Origin of the sequence: Mycoplasmoides pirum ATCC 25960 (genome assembly GCF_000685905.1) — a bacterium.
Classification (GTDB): Bacteria; Bacillota_I; Bacilli_A; order Mycoplasmatales; family Mycoplasmoidaceae; genus Mycoplasmoides; species Mycoplasmoides pirum.
The window spans coordinates 370,346-395,951 of sequence record NZ_JMKZ01000001.1 but is presented as its reverse complement, the minus strand read 5'-3'; the positions used below and the strand labels follow the sequence as shown (position 1 = coordinate 395,951).

The 25,606-nt window shown below is 26.2% G+C and carries 14 protein-coding genes; all 14 read right to left on the bottom strand.

The features are described from left to right. Window positions 1-4: 4 nt before the first annotated feature. On the bottom strand, window positions 5-766 hold the full coding sequence (truA, locus tag T397_RS0101735) for a tRNA pseudouridine(38-40) synthase TruA (protein WP_052663069.1): 762 nt from the start codon (window positions 764-766) through the stop codon (window positions 5-7). Further along, window positions 741-1,961, bottom strand: coding sequence for an energy-coupling factor transporter transmembrane component T family protein (locus T397_RS0101730; RefSeq protein WP_027123962.1), 1,221 nt, complete (start codon window positions 1,959-1,961; stop codon window positions 741-743). Before T397_RS0101730 ends, truA begins: the two co-directional genes overlap by 26 nt. Beyond that, window positions 1,954-2,874 (bottom strand): ATP-binding cassette domain-containing protein, encoded by a 921-nt coding sequence (locus tag T397_RS0101725; protein ID WP_027123961.1) that lies wholly within the window; start codon window positions 2,872-2,874, stop codon window positions 1,954-1,956. The genes T397_RS0101730 and T397_RS0101725 overlap by 8 nt, the downstream gene beginning before the upstream one ends. Next, entirely contained in the window at window positions 2,853-3,698 is an 846-nt protein-coding gene (locus T397_RS0101720) for an energy-coupling factor transporter ATPase (RefSeq protein ID WP_027123960.1), read from the bottom strand. The genes T397_RS0101725 and T397_RS0101720 overlap by 22 nt, the downstream gene beginning before the upstream one ends. Window positions 3,699-3,719: 21 nt before the next feature. Further along, a complete protein-coding gene (gene apt, locus T397_RS0101715; RefSeq protein WP_027123959.1) occupies window positions 3,720-4,256 on the bottom strand; it encodes an adenine phosphoribosyltransferase in 537 nt (178 codons plus the stop codon). A gap of 4 nt (window positions 4,257-4,260) precedes the next feature. Continuing rightward, the gene (locus T397_RS0101710; RefSeq protein WP_027123958.1) at window positions 4,261-7,212 is read right to left on the bottom strand and encodes an MPN396 family protein; all 2,952 of its coding nucleotides are present in this window, start codon (window positions 7,210-7,212) and stop codon (window positions 4,261-4,263) included. Window positions 7,213-7,416: 204 nt separating this feature from the next. Then, a complete protein-coding gene (tuf, locus tag T397_RS0101705; RefSeq protein WP_027123957.1) occupies window positions 7,417-8,601 on the bottom strand; it encodes an elongation factor Tu in 1,185 nt (394 codons plus the stop codon). 216 nt (window positions 8,602-8,817) lie between these two features. Then, window positions 8,818-10,923, bottom strand: a complete 2,106-nt coding sequence (locus T397_RS0101700) for a heavy metal translocating P-type ATPase (RefSeq protein ID WP_027123956.1) — start codon at window positions 10,921-10,923, stop codon at window positions 8,818-8,820. Then, window positions 10,910-11,119: a heavy-metal-associated domain-containing protein gene (locus T397_RS0101695; protein ID WP_027123955.1), complete on the bottom strand. Its 210-nt coding sequence runs from the start codon at window positions 11,117-11,119 to the stop codon at window positions 10,910-10,912. Before T397_RS0101695 ends, T397_RS0101700 begins: the two co-directional genes overlap by 14 nt. 182 nt (window positions 11,120-11,301) lie before the next feature. Beyond that, window positions 11,302-14,808: a hypothetical protein gene (locus T397_RS0101690; RefSeq protein WP_027123954.1), complete on the bottom strand. Its 3,507-nt coding sequence runs from the start codon at window positions 14,806-14,808 to the stop codon at window positions 11,302-11,304. 21 nt (window positions 14,809-14,829) lie between these two features. After that, window positions 14,830-18,066 (bottom strand): hypothetical protein, encoded by a 3,237-nt coding sequence (locus tag T397_RS0101685; RefSeq protein WP_027123953.1) that lies wholly within the window; start codon window positions 18,064-18,066, stop codon window positions 14,830-14,832. A 214-nt stretch (window positions 18,067-18,280) separates the two neighbouring features. Beyond that, the gene (locus tag T397_RS0101680; protein ID WP_027123952.1) at window positions 18,281-21,715 is read right to left on the bottom strand and encodes a hypothetical protein; all 3,435 of its coding nucleotides are present in this window, start codon (window positions 21,713-21,715) and stop codon (window positions 18,281-18,283) included. 31 nt (window positions 21,716-21,746) lie between these two features. Next, window positions 21,747-24,956 carry a hypothetical protein gene (locus T397_RS0101675; protein ID WP_027123951.1) on the bottom strand — a complete coding sequence of 1,070 codons (3,210 nt, stop codon included), beginning with the start codon at window positions 24,954-24,956 and terminating at the stop codon, window positions 21,747-21,749. A gap of 260 nt (window positions 24,957-25,216) precedes the next feature. Continuing rightward, a complete protein-coding gene (locus tag T397_RS0101670; protein ID WP_027123950.1) occupies window positions 25,217-25,603 on the bottom strand; it encodes an MPN385 family protein in 387 nt (128 codons plus the stop codon). Between the last annotated feature and the right edge of the window lie 3 nt (window positions 25,604-25,606).

The window sequence follows — 25,606 nt, the reverse complement described above, 5'->3', positions numbered from 1 at the left end:
AAATTTAATAGTTAACCTTTAATAAATATAATCCCGATCCTGGAGCTTTAAAAACAGATTTACCTTTACTAGGATTATCAAATAAATTTTTACAATGATTTAAATCAATTTTGTCAATTGCAAAATTAATCATGCATCCAATTATCATTCTAACCATATTTCGCAAAAAACCTGTTCCGTTAATTTTAAAATATAAGAAATTATTTTTTTTAGTTATTGTTATTTTATTAATAGTTCTAATTGAATCTAATTTTTTATCTGTCGTAAATGATAAAAAATTTTTTTTGCCAATAAATAATTTAGATATTTCTCTTAATTTTTTTAATGAAATTTCATAAGGAATTTGTCAACTAAAATCAAAAGTCAAAGGATTTGTTTTTTTTGTTATTTCTATTTTATAAAGATATGTCTTATTTTTAACACTATAACGAGAATGAAAAGGTTTAATAATTTTTTTACCATCAAAAATATTTCAAATTCCAAAATTAAAAGAATTTAATTTAGAAATTATTCCTTTTATGGGAATATCTTTTTTTACATCAAAATGAAAAACTTGAGCAATTGCATGAACAGTAGAATCAGTTCTTCCTGAACCATATACTATCACTTTTTCATTATACAAAGATGATAAAGCGGTTTGCAAATCACCTTGAACTGTTTTTAATTTAGGTTGAATAGCTCAACCATGAAATTTTGAACCATTATAAGATATTTTAAAACAATATCTTGTAAATCCTTTTTTAGGAATTAGGGGCGACTGAGACATTATGACCAATTCCTTGAGTCATTCAACTAGCAGAACCAAAAAAAGCAAAAAATACTGATTTAGCAGTTGCAAAAATAGCAAAACCTAAAAATAACATAATTAACAAATAAATTGTTCAATCTATAAAATGAATCTTAAATATTCTATATCTAGTTCGTGAATAACGAGAGTTGTATGCTCTTGCTTCCATTGCATTTGATATTTCACTAGCATTTCTGAAAGCAATTGAAACCATAGGTACAACTAAAGAAACTAAAGCATGTCCCCGTTCAAAAAAACTACCATTTTTAAAATCAATTCCTCTAGATGCTTGCGCATTTAAAATTCTTTGAGATTCTAATAATAAAGATGGTACAAATCTAATTGCAATACTAATTGTCATTGCCAACGCATTAACTGGTAATTTAAAAATTTTAAATGGAGATAAAATTTGTTCAATTGCAAAAGATAATTCAATTGAAGTACTAGTTGACGTCAGAATGATAGCTAAGATAATCATAATATGAATTTTTTGAGTAATCAACAAAGCCATCATAATTGCTCTAACAGAAAACGAATAACCTTTAAATTGCATTATTGGTTCAATTAAATGTGTATTTGTATTAATATTGAATCCAACAATATTAGATCCAAAATACTTCCCGATAGCTAATATATAATTAGGATTCATTACATAATCAGGATTTGTTTCAGTTCCATTATTTCAAACAATATTATTAAATCCATTATTAAATAACAATTTTAAAAAATCTGAATATGTAATAATAGGATATTTGGTGCCATTAAGTTGAATTTCAAAATTTTGATTAGTAAAAAAATTTGGAAAATTTAAATGATTATAAAAATCAGATAAGACGTCATCATTATATAAACCTATTTTTAAAAAACCAGGATTTAATTTTTCGTCATTAAATAATTGAATAAAACCAGGATTTCGATATGTAAATCAATTTATAAACAACAAAATTAAAAACATAAAAATTATCGTTTTTAAATTTGTTCAATACATTCTGCTAGGTAATTTAGCCACAAAAAAAATTGCAGTAACAATTAAAAAAATAATAGATTGAATCACAAATCCTAATGGCAACAAAATTAAAACAACAAAAGATATAAAAATTAATATTTTTAATACAGGATTTATTCGATGAACAAACGAATTTCTTAAAATGTAACCATTAATAAAATTAGACATTTACATACTCACTAATTACTTTATTTATTGCTTTAGATAATTCATCAACTGTTCTTGGTTCATAATCATATAATTTTTTAAATCTTTCATCTTTAGCTACCAAATCATCAATAACACGAATTACAGGGGGAGTAATAATTGTTGTAGATTTCAATAAATCTTTATTTGTAAAAATTTGATATGGTGTTCCTGAGTTTATAATTTGACCCTTTGATAATACAATAATTTCATCAGCTATTTCTAAAACTTTTTCCATTTGATGAGTAATAACAAAAACAGTTTTATTTTTAGCTTTTGATTCTAAAATAATTTGCATCATTTCATTTTCGCCTTGAGGATCTAATCCCGCTGTTGGTTCATCAAAAATAATTGCTTCTGATTCGATAGCTAGAATTCCAGCAATTGCTACTCTTCGTTTTTGACCACCTGATAATTCGAAAGGACTTTTTTCTAAATAAGAATTATCTAATCCCATTTTTTTTAAATATTTTTCTGCCAATCTTCGACCATCTTGTTTTGAAGCACCCAAAGCTACTGGACCAAACATGATATCATGCTCAACTGTATCTTTAAATAATTGGTATTCTGGAAATTGAAAAACCATTGAAATAATTTTTCTTAATTTTTTAACATTTTTAATTTTTGTTTTTTTTCCACCCAAATGAAAATTTTTTACTCATATTTCACCATATTTTGAAACTAACAAACCATTAAAATGAGTAACTAATGTTGATTTACCACTACCTGAATCACCGATAATACAATAAATTTTATTTTTTTTAAAAGTGTAATTAATATTACTAAGAGCTATATAAGCATCTGGAGTTTTTTCGTTAAAAATACACATTAAATTTGAAACAGATAAGAACTCATCATTTTTAAGTGGAGAAACTATTTTTTGTTTTTTAAACATGATGCAATCTCCTCAATTAATTCATTGTATTTTAATGTTTGCTTAACATCTTTGTTCAAATTATTTAATTGTTTTGACAATGCTAAAGTAAAAGGAATATCTAATTTAATATCCTTTAAAAAGTTTTCATTGCTAAAAACTTCCTCAGGTGTTCCTTGTTTAATTAAATGACCATTATCCATAACAAATACGCGATCACAATTTATAACTTCTTCCATATCATGAGTTATTGAAATCACTGATTTGCCATTTTCTTTTAAAGAAATCATAAATTTTTTAATATCTAATTTTCCTTTAGGATCTAACATTGATGTTGATTCGTCAAAAACAATAATATTTGGATTAATTGCTAAAATTCCAGCAATTGCTACTCTTTGTTTTTGGCCACCTGATAATTTGTAAGGTTCATACTTCAAAATGTGTTCAATATCTACTTGTTTAGCAACGCTATTAACAATTTTAATCATTTCTTCACGAGGAAATTTACGATTTTCTAATCCAAATGCAATGTCATCTTCAGCAGTAATTCCAATAAATTGATTATCAGGATTTTGAAAAACAATACCAATATTATCTCTTAAAAATTTTGAATTTTTAGAGGTTATTAAGTGATCATAAAGATAAATTTCACCTAATTGAGGTTTTAAAATTCCAGTTAAAATTTTTGAAATCGTTGATTTCCCAGATCCATTATGGCCAATAATACAAACATACTCATTTTTTTTAATTTCAAAACTAACGTTTTTTACAACAAAATTTTCAGCATAAGAAAAACTAACATTTTGAAATTTAATTACTGTGTCCAATGATGAATTTTGATTCACTTGAAATTACTCTTAAAATACTTAATATTTAATAATTACGTTCAAAGGTAATTTATTATTAAGTGATTTACGTCCTTTAAGTTTTTCTAATTCAATTAAAAAGCTATAACCAATTAATTTGCCTTTAGACTTTTTAATTAATCGTGAAATTGCACCAACTGTTCCAGCTGTTGCTAAAAGATCATCAACTAACAACAATTTTTGATTAGGCAAAATTGCATCTTCATGAATTTCAAGTGATGCATTGTCATTGTATTCTAATGAATAATTTTCACGCAAAGTTTTTCTTGGTAATTTTTTTGGTTTACGAACAACAATAAAAGGAAGTTTAGCAGCATATGCTAAAGCAGCACCAAAAATAAAACCACGTGATTCTGGAGCAATTATTGCTTCGGCTTTAATTTTTTTTGCAAATCCTTTCATTTGATTAATAATAGCACAAAACAATTCACTATCATTAATTACAGGCATAATGTCATAAAATAACATATCTTTGATAGGAAAATTACGAACTTTATAAATTTTTGCATCTATTTTTTTAAGAATTTTTTCTGTCATAAAACTAGTAACGTCTTTCTATAAGTCTTTCATTTATACCCGGAATAATTTGTTCATCAAAACGATCATAATCTTTATCTTCTTTAAATTGGATTTGTAATTTTTTCTTATTATTAGAAATCATGTTTTGTCTTAATAAAATCATTAAGCCCAATAATTGACTAAATAAATAATTAGCAATCATTAAAGAAAATAATAATGCAACTGATGATAAACCAAATAATGTTAATAAGAATAAATTCAAATCTTGACTAATAAATGATCCATTGCCACCTATATTAAATAAACTAATTAATAAAACACCTAATGGAAAAATAGAACCAAAAATAACAAATAGTCTAATTGAAGTAAAGATATTGTTATTAATTAATTTAACAATTGATTCTTTTTTATAAACAACATAATGGTATCAATAACTATAATTTCAAGAAATACTAAATATGAAAGCTATTTGTGTCAAAATTCATGAAATCAATAAAACAAAAACTGCTTCAAATTGAATAGTATTTATTAAAAGCGGAGAAAATACTAATAAAATGCTTACAATTAAAAAGAAATTAATAATACTACTTACAATATATGGAATCAAAACAATTCATCGATATCTTAAAGCAAAATAAATTGCCATTACACCCATAGATCCAAATATTGATATAAACATAATTAATCCTGAATTTTGAACACTAGCATCTAATGGTCAAACAAGATTTAAACTAAATAAAACTAAAGAAACAATTCCTACAATAACTACAATTAATCAAGTTAATAATGCTCATAATGATTTAGGGTTAAAGAAAAAATTTCTAAAATTTTGCTTAAACAAATTATGAAGTTCATCATCAACATTACTTGATATAGAACGATTTAAAATCAAATGATCATCATTTTGTAAATTTAATTGTCCAGTAATTTGATTTAATCATTTTGTATCACGTTTATAAACAAATAAACCATATGTTGTTCAATTTTTGATGGAAACAAATAATTTAACATATATTGTTGAAGAACCATAAACAACAAAGAAAGACACAAATGAACCAACAATCATTAAAATTCCAAATGAACTTTCTTGATAATGACCAACATACATTAAAAACAAACCTAAAACTAATGTTAACAAATGAATATCAACAATTTTCATAAAGGTATGGTTGTATGCTAATCTAACAGCCTCGGTTATCGATGTACTATTTCTAATATTACGCCTAATTGATTCAAAAATTAATAATAAACAACCAATACCAATGGTTATTAATCCAATCAAACCTAATAATGTAAATAAATCGATAATACCACCAAATTCATTGTAAAGTAATAAACTTAATACTGCACCTAACAAAATTGGTAAAAAACTAAATAATCCTGGTATTTTATATAAAATACTAACAATAATACCAACTAATAAAACAAAAGCACTTAAAGCAATAATTGATGTAGCAAATGCATCAATTTGCATAAATGTATCACTTAATATAGGATCATTAGCAATTGAGTTTGAACCTATTAGAGCTACGTTGTTATTAAAATTACCACTATTAATTAAATTAGCAATTCGACTAGCATTTGCAAAACTTACATTGGCATATGAACCAGTATCATCAAGAATTTCTTTTAAAACTAATTTATTATTACCACCATGGTTGAATGTTTGTTCTTTTGGAAATAAGTTAGTTAGTGTATCATTTTGAGTTGCATCAGGATTAATCGTTCTTGCTTCATATAGAATGTATGGAGCAAATAAACTTGAATAATCATTTGGTGCTCCCCGACTTGTTCTTGTTTCAGAAGGCGACGTTATAGTTGATGGAGAACTATTGTCTGAATCACTTTTGGCTTCATATGCATTTGGTTTAGCATAAATGTAATATAAATCTTTTAATTGAATTTCATCAGCAGAACTAAATGCTTTAATTAATGAAGTGTCTTTAGAAGATTCTTCACTACCATCATATGGAGATTTACGATGTAAAAATTTTCATAAATTTTGTTCTTTTTCAGAAAAACTAAAATACTCTCTTGAACCTTCATCAACATTAAAAATGTGACGAACATATGCCAAAGCACCTTCTTTATCACTCCATAAAATTAAATTTCGATTTCCTTGTGCTGTAGATCCATTAGCTCCCGAATTAAATAAACTATTATTTCCTTCAACAGATGCTTGACCATTTCCGCTTATGTAATCACTTTCTTTATTAATATTTTCAATAGCTTGATCAAAATAATTTAAAGCAGTATTATTTTCACTATTTAGAGTTACGCCAGGAATATTCAATTCTAATGTTATTGAACTATCAGTCGAAGAAGCTGCTGGTCTAGTAGCACTAGCTGAACCGGGAATAAATCTTATAGGTTGAACGGGTTGATTAGCAATTCCTGAAGAACTAAAAATTTGATAACCATCTGTTGATTCTAATGTCAAATCAAAACTTCGATTAATTTCGAATGTAGTTTGACGTAAGATTTTTTGAGTGTAATATAATTCTTCACGATCTTGAGGATTTAATTTGTTAACAGTAACTGTTATTGATGGCAAAGCATTTTGATTTATTAATCAACTTTTTTTTATTAAATTTTGATCAACTAAATTAGACGCATTTGCATCCGCCTGATTAGAAGAAATAACCACTTGATTAAAACCTTGTAAGTACAAACGATTTGCATAAGTATTTGAAATTTGATCTAACATTTCTTGAATATTAGGAATTAATTTAGTATCAGTTGTATTTCTTTCTTTAGTGAAATCTTGGTCCTTAACTCTTTGTGAACTATCTGCTGGTTCATATGCTGAAAAATACACTGTTGTTGAAATTGTACCATCATAAAATGCACCACGATTAGCACTATCAGCCAATCTTAATGAACCAAAAACAATACCAATGATACTCAAGACCATTAATACAAAAACTATAGTACTTTTTAATAAAGTGTCAAACGAAGGTTTTTTCTTTAACATCTAATTAATACCGTATGAAATAAGATAATGAAATTATAACAAATAACATTTTATATTTTTATCTTATTTTTTATGTTTTAAGCAATAATATATTTTTTTATTACAAAGCTAAAGACAATTTAAATTTTTAGCTAAATAAAATAAAGTGTATCTTGATATATTAGACACACTTTATATTTGATATTCTTGTTGCTAAGTTTTAAATTAACTTAATACTTCAACAACAGTTCCAGCACCTACTGTACGGCCACCTTCACGAATACTAAACTTACTTCCTTTTTCACAAGCAATTGGTGAAATTAATTCTACAGTGATTTCAGTATTGTCACCAGGCATAACCATTTCAGTTCCATCTTTTAATTTAATAGAACCTGTAACATCAGTTGTTCTGAAATAGAATTGAGGACGATAACCGTTTAAGAAAGCAGTATGACGACCACCTTCTTCTTTTTTCAAAGCATAAATTTCAGCTTTAAATTTAGTATGAGGAGTAATAGAACCTGGTTTAGCAAGAACTTGACCACGTTGTACTTGACCACGGTCAACACCACGAAGTAAAATACCAGCATTGTCACCAGCACGAGCTTCATCTAATTCTTTACGGAACATTTCAATACCTGTTACAACAGATTTAAATGTTTCACCTAAACCAACAATTTCAACTTCATCATTTAATTTTAGAGTACCACGTTCTACACGACCTGTAACAACAGTACCACGACCTGTAATTGTCATTACGTCTTCAATTGGTAACAAGAATGGCTTTTCAGTATCACGAACTGGATCAGGAATAGTGTCATCCACTGCCTTCATTAATTCTTTAATTTTTTCTTCTCATTCAGGTTTACCATTTAATGCTTCTAATGCTGAACCACGAATAATTGGAGTATTGTCACCATCAAAACCATAAGATTTTAATAAGTCTTTTACTTCTTCAGCAACTAATTCTTGCATTTCTGGATCAGAAGCAACATCACATTTGTTTAAGAAAACAACCATTTTAGGAACACCAACTTGGCGTGCTAATAAGATATGTTCACGAGTTTGAGGCATTGGACCATCAGTTGCAGAAACAACTAAAATTGCTCCATCCATTTGCGCAGCACCAGTAATCATGTTTTTAACATAGTCAGCGTGACCTGGACAGTCAACGTGAGCATAGTGACGAGCTGCTGTTTCATATTCAACGTGAGCAGTGTTAATAGTAATACCACGAGCTTTTTCTTCAGGTGCCTTATCAATTTCATCATAACGCATCGCCTTAGAATTACCTTCTTTTGCTAAAACTGTACAAATAGCAGCAGTTAAGGTAGTTTTACCATGGTCAATGTGACCGATTGTACCAATGTTTACATGGGGCTTAGATCGGTCAAACTTTTCTTTTGCCATAAATTTTTGAATCTCCTTAAATTATTGGAAAGATGTAGTAATTTTTAATCAAATACCACTCTTCAAAAAACCATGAAGAGAATATTTCTCTTATTAATTATTTACATTTGTAAATAATAATTACGAAAATAATTATATTATTAAACTAACAAATTTTGTAAAAAATTTAATTTAATTACAAATAACATTTTTTAAAATTATTTAAATTTTGAATATTTAATTTAATTTTTTTCTAGAGAAATTAAAATGTTTCTTTTTAGGTTTTTCTTTGAAATAAAACAATCGAAATATCAAAGTATTTAAAACAACTGCAAAATCACTAAATCCCATTAGGATAACAGCAATAATAGTTGGAACAATTCCCAAAAACGCTAATGGAATTACAACAATGTTATAAATAAAAGCTCACAAAAAATTAAATCAAATAATTTTTCTAGTCTTGCGAGAAATTTGAATTGCATTATAAACATTTTTTAAATTTTGATTAACAACACTAATATCACTAACAGCGTTGGCACTTTCATTAACTAAAGACATATTAATTGAAAGATCTGCAGCTTGTAATGCAATTAAATCATTAATTCCATCTCCCGCAAAAGCAACTTCATATTTTTCTGATTGAAATTTACGAATCAATTGTTCTTTATCAAACGCAGAACAATTAGCATAATATTCATCAATACCTAATTTGTCAGCCAACTGTTTAACAACAAAAAAATTATCACCGCTAATAATGCACAATTTTATTTTCTTCTCTTTTAATAAATTAATTGTTTCAAGAGCATCATCACGAATAATATCTTGAATTAAAAAGGCAAAAACAACTTCATTATTAATTGCAAAACAAACATTAGTACTATTTTTAATTTTTTCTAAATCTAAATTATTATTAAATTTGTAATTCAATTTTAAAAAATGTAAATAAGAAGCAATTTGAATTGTTTGGTCAGCAACTTGGGCTTTCAAGCCTACACCTGGAATTTCAACAAAATTAGAAGTTTCAATTGGTTTAATATTTTTATCACTTAAATAATTGAAAATTGTTTTAGATAATGGATGATAGGCATTTTGAACTAAACTATAAATTTTGTCTAAATGGCTATTATCTCCAAATGTTTGTTCAACAAATGATTTGTTTTTTGTAATAGTACCCGTTTTATCAAAAGCAACTAAATTAATATCTTTAGTTTTTTCAAATACACTTGGATTATTGTAAACAATACCATTACGACCAGCATTACCAATTCCAACAACAATTGCTAAAGGGATAGCTAATCCCAATGCACAAGGACAAGAAATTGCAATTAAAGCAATTGAAAAATAAATTGCTACTCTAACATTATTCATTGTTGCATCCGCATTATCGGGATTTAAAAAATGAGGTAAAAAATGACTATCGCTTAAACCTAATCATTGTTGAATTACATAACCATAAAAAAATTGAACTAAAAAACAAATAATTGCCAAAATCAATATTGATGGCACAAATCATGATGCAATTTTATCTGCTATTTTTTGAACATATGATTTACTAGCTTGAATTTTTTTTATTCTTTTAATTATATTGGCAACAACAGATTTATTAGGATCAACTATTACTTGACAAATGACTGAATTAGTTAAATTTAAACTACCACCTATTATATTGGATCCTACATTTCTAAAAATATGTGTACTTTCTCCTGTTAAAAGACTTTCATCAAAATAAGATGAATTTTCAATAATCTTACAATCAATCGGAACCTTTGTATTAGGTTCTACTAAAATATAATCACCAATATTTAAACTTTTATAACTTATTTGTTCAGTTTTTTTAGATTCCAAATCATATTTTAAAGCAAAAGGAGTTTGGATTTCTAAAACTTTATTTATATCCTTATTTACTTTTGATTTTAAAAAATCACTTATATAATTTCCAATTAATAAAAAAGTTATGATTGTTGTTCCGATTTCAAAAAAATACATAAAACCATTATGATGACTAATATCATTTGAATTAGTTACTAATGAATATATTAATGCATATACACTTCATACGTACGCAAATAAACTAGATGTGCCAATTAATGTATTCATTCCCAAGCGATGTCATTTAAAAATTTCTTTAAACATCAAAAGATAAAATTTTCTTCCAATAAAGAATTGAACAAATGTTGCAATAACAAAACCAAAGATAGGATCATTTAAAAATAATGTGAAATTATTATTAGGAATAGCTAACATTAAAATATGACCTAAAATTAATCAAAAATCTAAAAATATGGCTAAAATCAATTCAATTTTTAAACCATATTTAGAATAAAAACTTTTAAATGATTTCATATTTATAACCAAGTTTTTCAATCGTTTTTATGATAACTGATTCATCTATAACTTTGGGATCATATTCAATTTCAACTTCTTGAGAAACACTATTAATTATAAAATCTACAAGATCTAATTTTTTTAAAGCTTTTTCTATATTTTGAGCACAAGTGCCACAACTAAAATAAATTTTAAATGTTATTGATTTTGTCATATAAATTCAAAAAAAATAATTTAAATATTGATAAAATATCTTTTTTAATTATAAAAATAAAGTTTCTTAATTAAATAAAAAAAGCTTATTATTTAACATTTTGTTATTTAGTAAATTAAACAAAAAACAAAAGAAAAATAAAAGCTTTAAAATATTTAGAAAAATTAAAAATTAATTGTTTTTTAATTTGAAAAAGTGTTTGGTGTGCTTGGTTTTGCGGGCGCAGCACTAGGGGCTGGTTTTGGAACAGCATTCGATACTGATGTTGGTTTTGCAGGTGCAGCACTAGGTGATGGTGCTGGTTTTGAGCCACCCGCTTTAAGCATTTGTGGTTTAGCTTTCATATTATTAGCATTTGTGTTATCAATAATTTTTTTGAAAACACCACCAACAGCTGTAGTTAATGTTCCAACTTTTTCGTGTTGCAATTCAAAACCAACTTTAATAGCTTTTTTATGTTTGGACATCGGGATTCCAATACCACAACCTAAGCCAATAATTAAAGCAACTAAAACAATTGGTACTGCAATAATAATTGGAAAAATTCAATCAGCTAATGCACTAAAACCAGAAAATACAGAATTGTTTATTTGATTGATACTTATACTATTAGTTCTTGGCATTACATCATAAGTTTTAGTTAAACTATTTCATGAATAAGCAGTTAATGTTGTTGTTTGTGAAACAAAATTTGTATTTGATGCAACTATAATTACTGAACCATGTGGTGGGGTAGAATTTTGAATAATAGGTTCTTTAGTAATTTTAAAGATTTCACTTGCAAATTCTGATTTTACAATTCTAATCATTGTACTAGAATCTTCTAAATTACCATTAATTGTTGATAAACTAACTTGTTCTAATAAATTACTTAAATTATTTGTTAATATCTGGTTATTTAAAGTTGATACAAATGATCCAGTTCCCAACAATTGAAAACGATCTATATTTGAAATAGTATTATATTCATATTGACCATATACATCTTCAACTTTTCGATAGGAAAGACCTTTTTCATTACTAGAATTATGGATTTGACCAAAAAATAGGCTTTCGTTTTTTGATGAATCATCTCTTGTTTTTAATAAAACATCAAATTCACCGTTAGTTTGTTGTTGATTATTAGGTTGAACAAAATATGAATTTGTAGAAAGATTATTATTTAATCCCACTTGTCAACTTACTGATGTACTATTAATTGTTAAATCATTAGAATTTTTTGCTTCAAATCATGCTCTTTTTGGACCATGTCAAGTTCTATTATTTGAACCATAATTGTAATAAAATCTTTCATGCCAAATTGCATCACCATAATATTCACTAATTTCTGGTGATTTAGTAGCGATGAAATACTCATTTCCATTAATTTTGGAATTATTGTTGTTTAGTCATAAACTAGATATTTCTGAATTTGAATTAGTAGAATTTAAACCAACAAAATCATTTCATGAAATATTTGGTTTTAAAGTACCATTGGTTTTACTATTAGAACTATTATCTTCATATGGGCTATTACCAATTTCAAATTGTGAAGTAATAGTTGGAATAGTATCATTAAAATCTTTAATTCCTGTTACATAAATTGCAACACCTGTATTAATAATATTATTTGTAATAGTTTTATAACTTGCTGGAACATAACTAATTGCTTGATTAGATATTTTTACATATGGATAATCCATATCTTTATATTTAGGTTGACCAACTAAATTACTATCACCAATTGATATTGAAGAAGGACCATGATATGCAAGACTTTTTAAATCTGATTTAGGTTCGTTTAAATAAACAATTGATTTTCCAACTTGCATTGCATATCCATAAATTGTTTTACCAGGATCTTCTTTACTTTGCATTTGTACTTTAGTTAGTCCACCTAATGATTTTAATGAATAACCAAATGACAAAGTTGGATAATAATAATTAATAGCATTTTCAATTAATAAACTTAAATTATATGAATATGATGCCTTATTATTATTATTATTACTGCTAATAGGTAAAAATACATCTCCAACTTTTTGTGTTGGAGCATATTCTCATGATAATGTTGAACGACCACATTGATTTTTTCAAGTAGAAGAATCAGTTGATGAATCACTTGTTGTATAACTATTTATATCTGTTGATCCACTACTTGAGTGATTTTTATTATCAAAATAGTAATATGTGCCGATAGCAGATGAGACACTCATTGTAGCACCAATATCAAAATAACTTTGATATTGAAAAACGTTTTGAAAAAAATTTATATTTGTATCTAAATTACTAATTGGTAAATCTAATAATGCTTGTACATTAAAAGCTGTACCAAACAACAATGCAGGATCAATTGAATTAGCTGTTGTATCTTGAGTATTAACAATAGTATTTGCACCAGTTAATTGCAATGATCGTTTATCTTGTATAGTTGTTGCAACTGATGATTGATTATTATTATTATTATTTCCATTACGATTTTGAGATTCTTTAACTTGTCCTACCGTAATTCCAGCTGCTAAATAAATATAAGTAGTTTCATATGAAGAAGCATTACCTTGAATTCCAGCAACTGCTAATCTTGGAACATATGTAAAATTACTAGTTTGTCCGATTGGTGCATAAGATTCATTTCATCGACGATTTGGAGCTCTATCTGGTAAAGATAAATTTGATGGATTATATTTCAAATATCTTAATAAATATGCATATGGAATCCCGCCATAATTTTGATTGTTATTAATATCAGAAACATATTTTGTGAAATCTAATTTTCACATTCCTATACTTAGCGCTTCTGGATCATTATATATTGAACCATTACCACCAAAAATAAGTAAAATACCATCTTTTGCAAACATATTACCTAAATTAGTAACATACTGTTTTCATGGTAAAACCATTTTATTGCTAGAAATATTATTGCTGTTTTGATCTACACTATTATTAACTTTTTCTGAATTATTAGTTACATATCAAGAAGGATGATCTTCTTTTGTAAAAAAAGTATTTTGTGTTGGTGAAGTACCATCTACATTAGATGATGAATTAGATGAATCTTGTTTTCAAAGTGATGGATAATTATCGACCATTTTTTTAGGATTAATATCCATATAACCAGTAATGGTATAAGAAGGTGTTCAATTATTACCTGTATATGAATTTACATTTTCAACAATTTGAACCACTGTTGCTTGTTTTTGTTTATTACTATTGTTTGAACCATTCAAATCATTATAAGAATAAGCATCATTTACATCAACTGTTGTTTGTTCATTAGGCACTTGAGTTGGAACCAATAATAAATAAAGAATATTTTGATTTATTCCTTCATCTTGCGTAATTTCAACAACTTTTTTATTTGCAAAACTAGGATAATCTGAACTTAAAGTTTGAGGATCAAATTCTCATAAAATATTTCCAAATGCATCGATTCTTGTTGCGCTTTGAGTTTCTGTTAATACAACAAAACCGCCATTTTTAACTTCTATTCCATCAAAATTATTATTTTGTCATCGACGAATGTTACCTACTTTTTTTCCAATATTAGAACTACTATAACTTTTTAAATTTTGATTAAGAACTAAATTATTAATTTTTTCTTGATTAAAAGTACAATATAAACTAATCATTGTTGTACTAACAATTGCAATACTAATTGATGAAGCTAATAAATATTTATAATTAAATTTTCTATTTTTTTTATTCATAAATTTTCTCTCTAAAATTTATTAATTTGGTTTTTTAGGGGCCGGATTTGCAGCTGGTTTTGGTGGGATTGGTGATTTGGGCGCAGAATTGTTTTGAACATTTGATTTTTTCGCAGCAGCTTTCAACATTTGTGGTGATTTATTATTTTTAGTTTGTGTCAAGATTTTTTTGTAAACGCTACCAACAGCTGTTGTCAAAGTATCAATTTTTTTATTAGATGAAGCAAAACCTTTTTGCATCATTTTTTTGTTTTTATGTAACGCAATTATTACAAAACAACCAACCAATATTAATAAAATTACCAAGAAAACCACTCCACAAACGATTGCTGGAATAACTCAAGGAGCTAATGTAGCAAATCCATCATAAGAAAATGAAGGAATATTCAACAAACTATTTTGAATAATATTAGGATATTGTGTTTGATCAAATGAAGCAGATGAATAATATTTACCATTAATAAATTTCAATGCAACATCAAATATAATAGATGAAGAAGTAGATTTAACGTTAAAAATTAAAGGTTTTTCACTAGGGGTTGAATTAACTACACTTCATCCACCAGAGTAATCAACTAACTGATTCAATAAATCAGAATCACTTATAATTTCACTTGGTGTTTTAGATAATAAATTATTGTTTGATAAATATTCTTGGTCAACAGGTTTAATTGTTCCTCAAATTTCAACATTGGCTTGAATTGATGGATTATCATTAAGAATAATTGAATCTTTTGAAGAAATTGTATTTGCGATTTCTATACTCTTGTTTTCTTTAATGATAAGAAAATTATCTTTCATTGAAACAAACAATTTAGATATCTTGCTATCCTTGCTAGCTTTTTCTGATAAAACACTATTTAAAGATAATGATCAAGAATGTGATTCTGGTGAATATGAAATGTAATAACACAAATGTTTAGAATTATTTAAATCTTGATAAGTGACAACTCATACATTATTTAAATATGAAATTGATAAAAAATTAGTAAATTTTTGAAGATCAGTTGATGAAAATAATTCAATTGAATTTTTTACTTTATTTTGAAAATCAGCTACTGGAACCATTCTAATACCAACGGCAGGTTGAACAAAATTATATGTGAATGTATAAATAGCATCTCTTAAAACTAAAACAGCACCAATTTGATTAAAAGTTCCAAAGTCTGTTTTTACATAGCTTGATGTTAATTGAGGAGAAAATGCAATAATTTTTTGACTAGCAGTATTGTTTCATCCATCATTAATAAAATTTTGATTGTTAGTTTGTGGATTTTTATTTAATAAAATTCGTGACATCCCAACTGGATCAATACCAACTGGATAAGCTACTGGTTCTGAATTAATAGTTGTATTAACTTTTATATCTGTATTTCAATTATTAGGAGTTGAAATTAATTCTGATGCAAAATCAAATCTTTTAAAATTATTTGTTGATGAATTAGTTTTAACACAATTAAACAATGAAAATTTATTTGAAAATTCAGTAGTTGAACTAGTTTGCAAATTAAAAAATGTATTCAAATAAATTTTTTCTTCTGGGAATTCATTTAAACTATTTTTTGGTTCGACACAAATTGAAGCAGCTATTTCACTAGTCATTATCGGTAAAATTGTTTGTGATTGAATTGCAGAAAAAGGATATTTAAAATTACTTGATTTAGATGATCATGTAAAAATAGGTTTAAATAATTCATAAGATAAATTATTTGAAGTGGATGAAACTAAAACATCTTTATTATTATATTTACTAGTACTAGTAACTTGTAAATTATCATTTTGAGAAACTGGTAAATGTGTAGTTGGCTCATTAGCACCTGTTTGACTTATATTTTGTTCATTTCAACTACTAACTTCCTCAGGTGTACCAAAAGTACCTTTTTTAATAGTTTCCATATCTGTGGATTGAGAATTTTGAGTGTTATCTACCAAGGAACTATTAAAATCAGATACATTTGGTTGCATCATAGCTAAAAATACATATGAATTAGATTCATTTGTTTCTTGATTAGATATAGTTAATGTTTTTGCACCACCGACAAATCATGCTAAATTTGATATTTTATTTTTTTTCATAAATGGCAAATAAAAATATTTCTTCATAACATTAGAAGTATTAGTATTTGGCTCAGTAATATATAAATTTTCCTCTTGATACTTACTATTAAAAGGATCAAAATCATAATTTGCATACAATAGAGGGGTTACATATAAAGTACTTTTACCACTTGTTTTTACTTCAAAATTATAGAATCAAAAACTTTGATATGCATTACCCCCAAACAACAAAATCATTTTTTTATTTGTAGATTTGTCTTTTAAAAAAACCATATTATTAGCATTATTTAAATATAATTGCTTTAAAATGTAATAGTCATGATTACTAGTATCTACTGCACTATTTGAATCTTTCTTGCCACTATTACCTAATAGTTTATAAATAACTGATTTACTATTGTCATTTATATATACATTATTTACAGTAGTTGTTGTGTCACTAGCTGTTGAATTGCTTGTTGTTGTATTTCTAATAAAAGATAATTTGGAATTATCATCAGTTTCTTGAATAGCTTCTTGAACATAAATGTGATCTCAAATATTATCTGCTGCTTGAGAATCAGTTATTGTATTTGTTGTATCTGCTAAATGACTAGCAATACTATTTTTATTATTTATACCAAAATTAGGCAAACCTAAATTATATACATTCCGTTGATCAAAACTTGAACCTGTATCATAAAGTTGAACAACTAATGCGGGGTGTTCAATTGTAAATTTAATGTTATTAGCTGTTGTATTACTTTGATCTTGAATACCTATTTTTGTTGCATTATGAACTAACAAAGCATAAAAATATCCATTATCATCTGTATCTGCTACTATTTGTCGTGTTTGATAATTAGTATCTTGTTTGTATTCTCATTCATATAAGTATTGCATTTGATAATTAATTTTAACAACTTTAGCTTTTTGATTATTATTGCTAGTTGCGGTTAAAATATAATTACCATCACGATCAGTTACTTCATCAATACCAACTCTACCTGAATCAATTCTAGAACTTGTAATTTTTATATCTAAACTAGAATCATTTAATGGTTTAGGAACAACGTTTGTTTTTACAGTATTTGTGTTTAATGTTAGTGAATTATTGTCTATTTTCTTTGTGTTTGAATTACTAACTAAAACTAATCCTAAAAATGATGCTGTCAAAACAATAGCACCAATAAAAAATTTATAATATTTAAATTTAAACATTCCTTAAAATATACAATACACATCAAAAAAACATATGTGTATTATTTCTCTCTCACAAGAACACATAATCCTATATATTATAATAATAAAAATATCAAAAAATCAAATTACATCTTTTAAAAAGTAATTTAATGTTTATAAAAAAAAAAAAAAAACTCATCAATTTGCCGATGAGTTTATAAAGAATGTTCTATAAATTTAAACTTATTAAAAATTATTTTATTGGTGGTTTTGGAGCAGATGATGGTGGAGTGGGTCTAGAAACAGAATCATTTGTTAATTGAGATCTAGCAGGTGGAACTGTATTTGGTTTTTTAGCTGCAGCCTTAAGCATTTGTGGTTTAGATTTCACATTATTAGAATTTGTATTGTCAATAATTTTTTTGAAAACACCACCAACAGCTGAAGTCAATGTTCCAACTTTATCGTGTTGCAATTCAAAACCAACTTTAATAGCTTTTTTATGTTTAGCCATTGGAATCCCAATACTGCAACCTAAACCAATTATTAATGCAACTAATACAATGGGAATAGCAATAACTACAGGAAGAATTCAATCAGCCATTGCACTAAATCCAGCAAAAATAGAATTATTTATAACATTAATTTTAGAACTATTCGTTCTTGGCATTACATCATAATTTTTAGTTAAACTATTTCATGAGTATGCTGTAAATGTTGCAGATTGAGAAACAAAATCTACATTTGATGCGACAATAATTACTGGACCATATGTTGGTGTAGATCCTTCAATTATTGGATTTTTTGTAACTTGGAATACCTCATTCAAAAATTGATTTTTTACAATTCTTATAGTTGATTTAGAGTCCAATGGATTTCCTGTAACAGTTGATAAATTAACTTGAACTAATAAATTAGCTAAATTGTTAGTTAAAATTTGGTTAGATAAGTTATTTACAAATTGACCATTTCCCAACAACGATAATCGATCTATTTCAGAAATTGTTTCATAGAAATATGAACCATAGTTTTGCTTTAATTTACAATATGAAATTCCGGGTTCTCTTGTATTATTTATTTGACCAAAGAAAATATCATTATTTTTTTGCGTGTCATCTCTAGTTCTTAATAAAACATCAAAATCACCTTGAGGTTGTTCATTGTTCTTTTGAACATAATACGAATCAGCAGTAAGGTTACTATCAAGTCCTACTTGTCATCCAACTGTAGTGCTACTATTAGATAAACTATTAGAATCTTTTACTTCAAATCAAGCTCTTTTTGAACCTTTTCAATCAGCGTTATTTGAAGAGCCATAGTTATAATAAAATCTTTCAGTTCAAATTGCATTACCATAATATTCACTAATTTCTGGTGATTTAGTAACTATAAAATGTTCATTGTTATTTGTTTTTGTTTGATTATTATTTAATCATAAACTAGATATTTCTGAATTAAAATTAGTAGAATTCAAACCTACAAAATCATTTCATGGAATTGTTGGCTGTAATGTACCATTAGTTTTTGTAGTTGAACTATTATCTTCATATGGACTATTACCAATTTCAAATTGTGAAGCAATAGTTGGAATAGTATCATTAAAATCTTTAATTCCTGTTACATATATAGCGACACCTGTATTAATAATATTATTTGTGATATTAGAATAATCTGATGGAACATAACCAATATTTGAGTTATTTATTTTTACATATGGATAATCCATATCTCCATATTTTGCGGATCCAACTAAATTACTTTCTCCAATCGATATTGATGATGGTCCATGGTATGCAATACTCCTTAAATCTGATTTAGGTTCATTTAAATACACTATTGATTTACCAACTTGCATAGCATATCCATAAATTGTATTTTCTGGATTTTCTTTACTTGGCATTTCAATTTTAGTTAATCCACCAAGACATTTAAGTGAATAACCAAATGATAATGTTGAATAATAATAATTTATTGCATTTTCAATTAATAAACTTAAATTGTATGAATAAGTTGCATTATTATTATCATTAGTTTTTGGTTGAAATATACTTCCTATATCATTGTTTGGTTTATAACTTCATGGAAAAGCAGTTCTACCTAAATTATTTCAACCATTTGAGGCTGTTGTATATGTATTTATATCTGTTGTCGATGAACTTGCATGATTTTTCTTATCAAAATAATAATAAGTACCAACTGCAGAAGACACACTCATTGTTGCACCAACATCAAAATAACTTTCATATTGAAAAACATTTTGAAAAATAGTTAAATTTTCATTTAATTTAGTTGTTGGTAAATTAATTAATGAATCAATATTAAAAGCTGTGCCAAATAATAAAGCTGGATCAATTGAATTAGCTGCTGTATCTTTTGTGTTAGTAATAGTATTGGCACCTGTTAACTGCAATGAACGTTTATCTTGAATTTTAGTAACAACTTTATTAGTAGAAGTGTTGCTATTACTAATAACTTCACGAGCTTGTGATTCTTTTGCTTGTCCTACTGTAATTCCAGCAGCTAAATATAAATAAGTAGCTTCATCAGTTGAAGCATTAATTTGAACACCGCCAACTGCTAATCTTGGAACATATGTAAAATTATCAGTTTGTCCAATAGGAGCATATGATTGATTTCAACGTCGGTTTGGTGCACTAGTTCCCAAAAGTGGTTTTGATGGATCATATCTTAAATATCTTAATAAATAAGCATAAGGAATTCCGCCATAATTTTGGTTATTATCAATATTTCCAGAATATGGTTTTAAAAAATCTAATTTTCACATTCCGATACTTAAAGCTTCAGGATCATTGTATATAGAACCATTGCCACCAAAAATTAATACAATACCATTTTTAGCAAACATATTACCCAAATTAGTAATATATTGTTTTCACGGCAAAACCATATTAGCACTTTTTAAACCATTGTATTGATTAGTATTTTGATCAGCATCGTTGTGTACTTTTTCAGAATTATTAGCTACATATCAAGATGGATGATCTTCTTTTGTAAAAAATGTAGATGATGATTGAGAAGATTTTCATTGATTTGGATAATTATCAACCATTTTTTTAGGATCAATATGCATTAATCCTTTAATTGTAAATGAAGGAGTTCAAGTGCTTCCTTGGTATAAATTAACATTTTCAATTATTTGAACAACAGTTGCTTGTTGTTTGCTTTTTGAACTTCCTGTTAATTCATTATATGCATAAAGATCTTTTGGATCTATAGATGCTTGTTTATCGGGTGTATTTTTTGGTATCAACAATAAATAAAGAATATTAGAATTATCACCCTCATCTTGAGTTATTTCAACAACTTTTTTGCCTGCTAAATTTGCATATTGACTATCTTCAGATGCTATTTTTTCTGGATCAAATTCTCATAATATATTTCCAAATGCATCAATTCTTGTTGCACTTTGTGTACTTGTTAATACAACAAAACCACCATTTTTAATTTCAACACCATTAAAATTATTATTTTGTCAATGTCGGATTTTACCTACTTTATTACCAACAATACTTGGATTTGAAAAACTTTTTACATTTTGATTAATAATAGGATTAGAAATTTGATCTTTATTAAAAGTACTATATAAACTAATTGCAGCAGCACTAACAATTGTTGTGCTCACCAAAGAAATCAATAAATATTTATAGTTAAATTTTATTTTTTTCATATATTATTCTCTACTTATTTCCTTAACAAAATTATGCTGGTTTTTTAGGTGCTGAACCAGAAATAGGTTTATTTGGAGTTTTCACATTAGGTTTCATTTTTTCAGATTTTTTAGCTGATTTCAACATTTGAGGTGATTTATTATTTTTAGTTTGTGTCAAGATTTTTTTATAAACACTACCAACAGCTGTTGTCAATGTATCAATTTTTTTATTAGATGAAGCAAATCCTTTTTGCATAACTTTTTTATTTTTATGTAATGATAATATTACAAATATACCAACTAAAATAAGTACTACAACTAAGAAAACAACTCCACCAGCAATTGCTGGAATAACTCAAGGTGCTAAAGTAGCAAAACCATCATATGTAAATGAAGGAATATTTAACAAACTATTTTGTACTATGTTTGGATATTTAGAATTATCAAATGAAGCAGATGAGTAATATTTACCATTAATGAATTTTAAAGCAACATCAAAACTAACACTTGAAGATGTGGAATTAATATTAAAAATAATAGGTTTTTCAGTAGGTTCATTAGTCATAGGATCAACACTTCAACCACCTGAATATTTAACTAGTTGATTTAATAAATCTATAGAAGTTGAAATTTCATAAGATGTTTTAGATAACAAGTTATTATTTGATAAATATTCTTGACTAACTGGTTCAATAGTTCCCCAAATTTTAGCATTAGCACTTATTGATGAATCACTATTAAAATCAATAAAATCACCATCAGAAATAGTATTGATTATTTGAATATTTTTTTGATCATTTAAAACAAGAAAATTATTTTGCAACAAAACAAATAATTTAGATATTTTACTACTATTTTTTGTTAATACATTATCTAACATTATTGTTCAGGCATTTGGAACAGGTGCATACGAAATACGATAACATGCATGATTAGAATTGTTTGGATCTTGGAAAGTAACAATTCAAACATTATCCAAATATGAGATAGATAAAAAATTAATAAATTTTTGAGCATCTGAACTTGAATTTAAAATTATTGATCTTTTAACTTTATTTTCAAAATTAGCAACCGGAACCATTCTCATACCTTTTTCAGGTTGCACAAAATCATAAGTAAATGAATATATTGCATCTCTTAAAACTAAAACTGCGGCAACTTGTTTATAAGTACCATAAGTAGTTTCAATATTTTTTGTTGTTAATTGTGGAGAAAATGAAATTATTTTTTGACTAGCAGTATTTGCTCATCCATCATTTATAAATTTATCTGATTTTTCAGGATTTTTATTTAGTAAAATTCGCGACATTCCAACAGGATCAATACCTACATCAAATACTTGATTTGTAGATGATGAATTTTTATCAACAACTAGATCTTTATTTCAATTATTAGGATTTGAAATTAATTCTTTGCCAAAATCAAAACGTCTATATCCTATATTACTTGAATGTGCACAATTAAACAAAGAAAATTTATCTGGTAAACTAGAATTTGAATTTGTTGGTAAATCATTAAATGTATTCAAATAAATTTTTTCTTCAGGGAATGATGAAAAACTATCTGTAGGTTTAACAGATATCATAGCTGCAATTTCACTTGTCATAACCGGTAAAATAGTTTCTGATTGAATTGCTGTAAATGGATATCTAAAATTACTTGAGTTGCTTGATCATGGTTGTGTTGGACTAAATAATTCGTATGATATATTGTTTGATGAAGAACCAACTAAAACATCTGTATTATTATAACTTTGATCTAAATTTGATAATTGTGGATTAACATTTCTAGCATTAGGTAAGTTTGTAGTTGGCACGCTAGAACCAGTAGTTTCTTTATTTGATTCATTTCATACACTAACTTGTTCAGGTGTTCCAAAAGTACCTTTTTTATTGGCATCACCTGCATTCGCAGTTAACAATGATTTATCAAAATCAGAAATATTCGGCTGCATCATAGCTAAAAATACATATGAATTACTACTAGTATTTTTTTGATCTACTAATGTTAATGTTTTAGCTCCACCTACAAATCATGCCAAATTTGAAATTCTATTTTTAGTCATGAATGGCAAATAAAAAAATTTTTTCAAAACTTTAGAAACATCAACTGTTGGTTCTGTAACATACAAAGTTTCATTTTTATATTTAGCATTGAAAGGATCAAAATCATAATTAGCATAAAATAATGGTATTATGTGTTGATTACTTCCACTATTTCTAGTGCTTACTTCAAAGTTATAAAATCAAAAATTTTGATAAGAATTTCCACCAAATAATAAAATCATTTTCTTATTTGTTGTATCATCTTTTAAATAAACCATATTATTGGCATTGCCTAAATATAATTGTTTTAAAATATAATATTGATTATCACTACTACTTGAAGTTGAAGTTGTAGAATCTTTTTTACCATCAGAACCTAACAATTTATAAATTACTGATTTAGATGAATCATTAACATAAATGTTTGTGTCTGTTCTTTCACTTTCACGTGATGTATTATTTGAAACAGATGTATTCCTTATAAATGATAATTTAGAATTTTCATCAGTTTCTTGAATTGCTTCTTGAACATAAACATGATCTCAAATATTATTAGCAAAACCACTTTCTGTTACAGAAACTCCATTAGCAACTGTGGTACCATATTTTGATTTATCATTTATTCCAAAATTTGGCAAACCCAATTTATAAATATTTTTTGTTTCAAATTTTGATCCCGTGTCATACAATTGAACTACTAACGCAGGATTTTGTATATCAAAAGTTATAGCATTAGCAATACTTTGACTACCACTACTACTTGAAGAAGAACTAATAGTAACATTTTCGTTTACTAATAAAGCATAATAATAACCAATATCATTTATATCAGCTACTACTTGCCTTGTTTTATATGAAGTTTGACTATACTCTCAATCATACAGATATTGTAATTGGTAATTTAATTTAGCAACTTTAGCTTTTGTATTATTTCTATTTGATGCAGTTAAAATGTAATTACCATTTTGGTCGACAACTTCATCGTTAGAAACTCTTCCAGAATCTAATCTTAGACTTGAAATATTTAAATCTAAATTAGGATCATTTAATGGTTTAGGAGTTATATTTACATTTTTTGCAACACTTGAATTAACTAAAGAATTATCTAAATTTTTGGTATTTAAATTAGAATTATTAACCCAAAACAAACTTAATAAAGGTGTTGTTAAAATAGCAAAACCTATTAAAAATTTATAGTACTTAAACTTTAACATTCTTCTTTTAAAAATATTTGAACACAATTATAAAAATTATGTTTTATCTCTCTATTAAAAAACAAATTTATTAATCATTATAATGCAAACGGGACAAAATTACAAATTTTAATTCAATTATAAATACATAAAAAAAAAAAAAAAAAAGCAGAATTAAAATTCTTGCTTTTTTTGAAAAAAATGTATATAAAAATTTGTTTTTAGATAAAAACTTGATTTATATTTTGAGTTTAAATTTTATAAATTAATTAATGTTTAAGTTAAACAGCAACTGAAACATTTGTTGCTTTAACATTTTTCTTTTTACGAAAGATTTTCTTAATAAAGTGGAAGATAATGCTTAAAACTACTTGAATAGCAATAGCAAACACAAGTCCAAAACCAATTGGAATTAATCAATGAAATAAAGATAATACATCACCGCTATATTGTTCTAATGTTAATTTATATCAATTTGCAACATCAGGAAAGATTGCTGTTAATGCACCTGTAGGCATTTTTGGCTCTGTTAATAATCCTTGTCATTGATCGAAATTGTAGTTGTTGCTAAATCACATAGAACCTAAGAATACTACTACTAAACCAGCAATAATAGCAACTGAGATTGCAAATGACAATAATTTTTTAACAAATCTTACTAATCACATAGT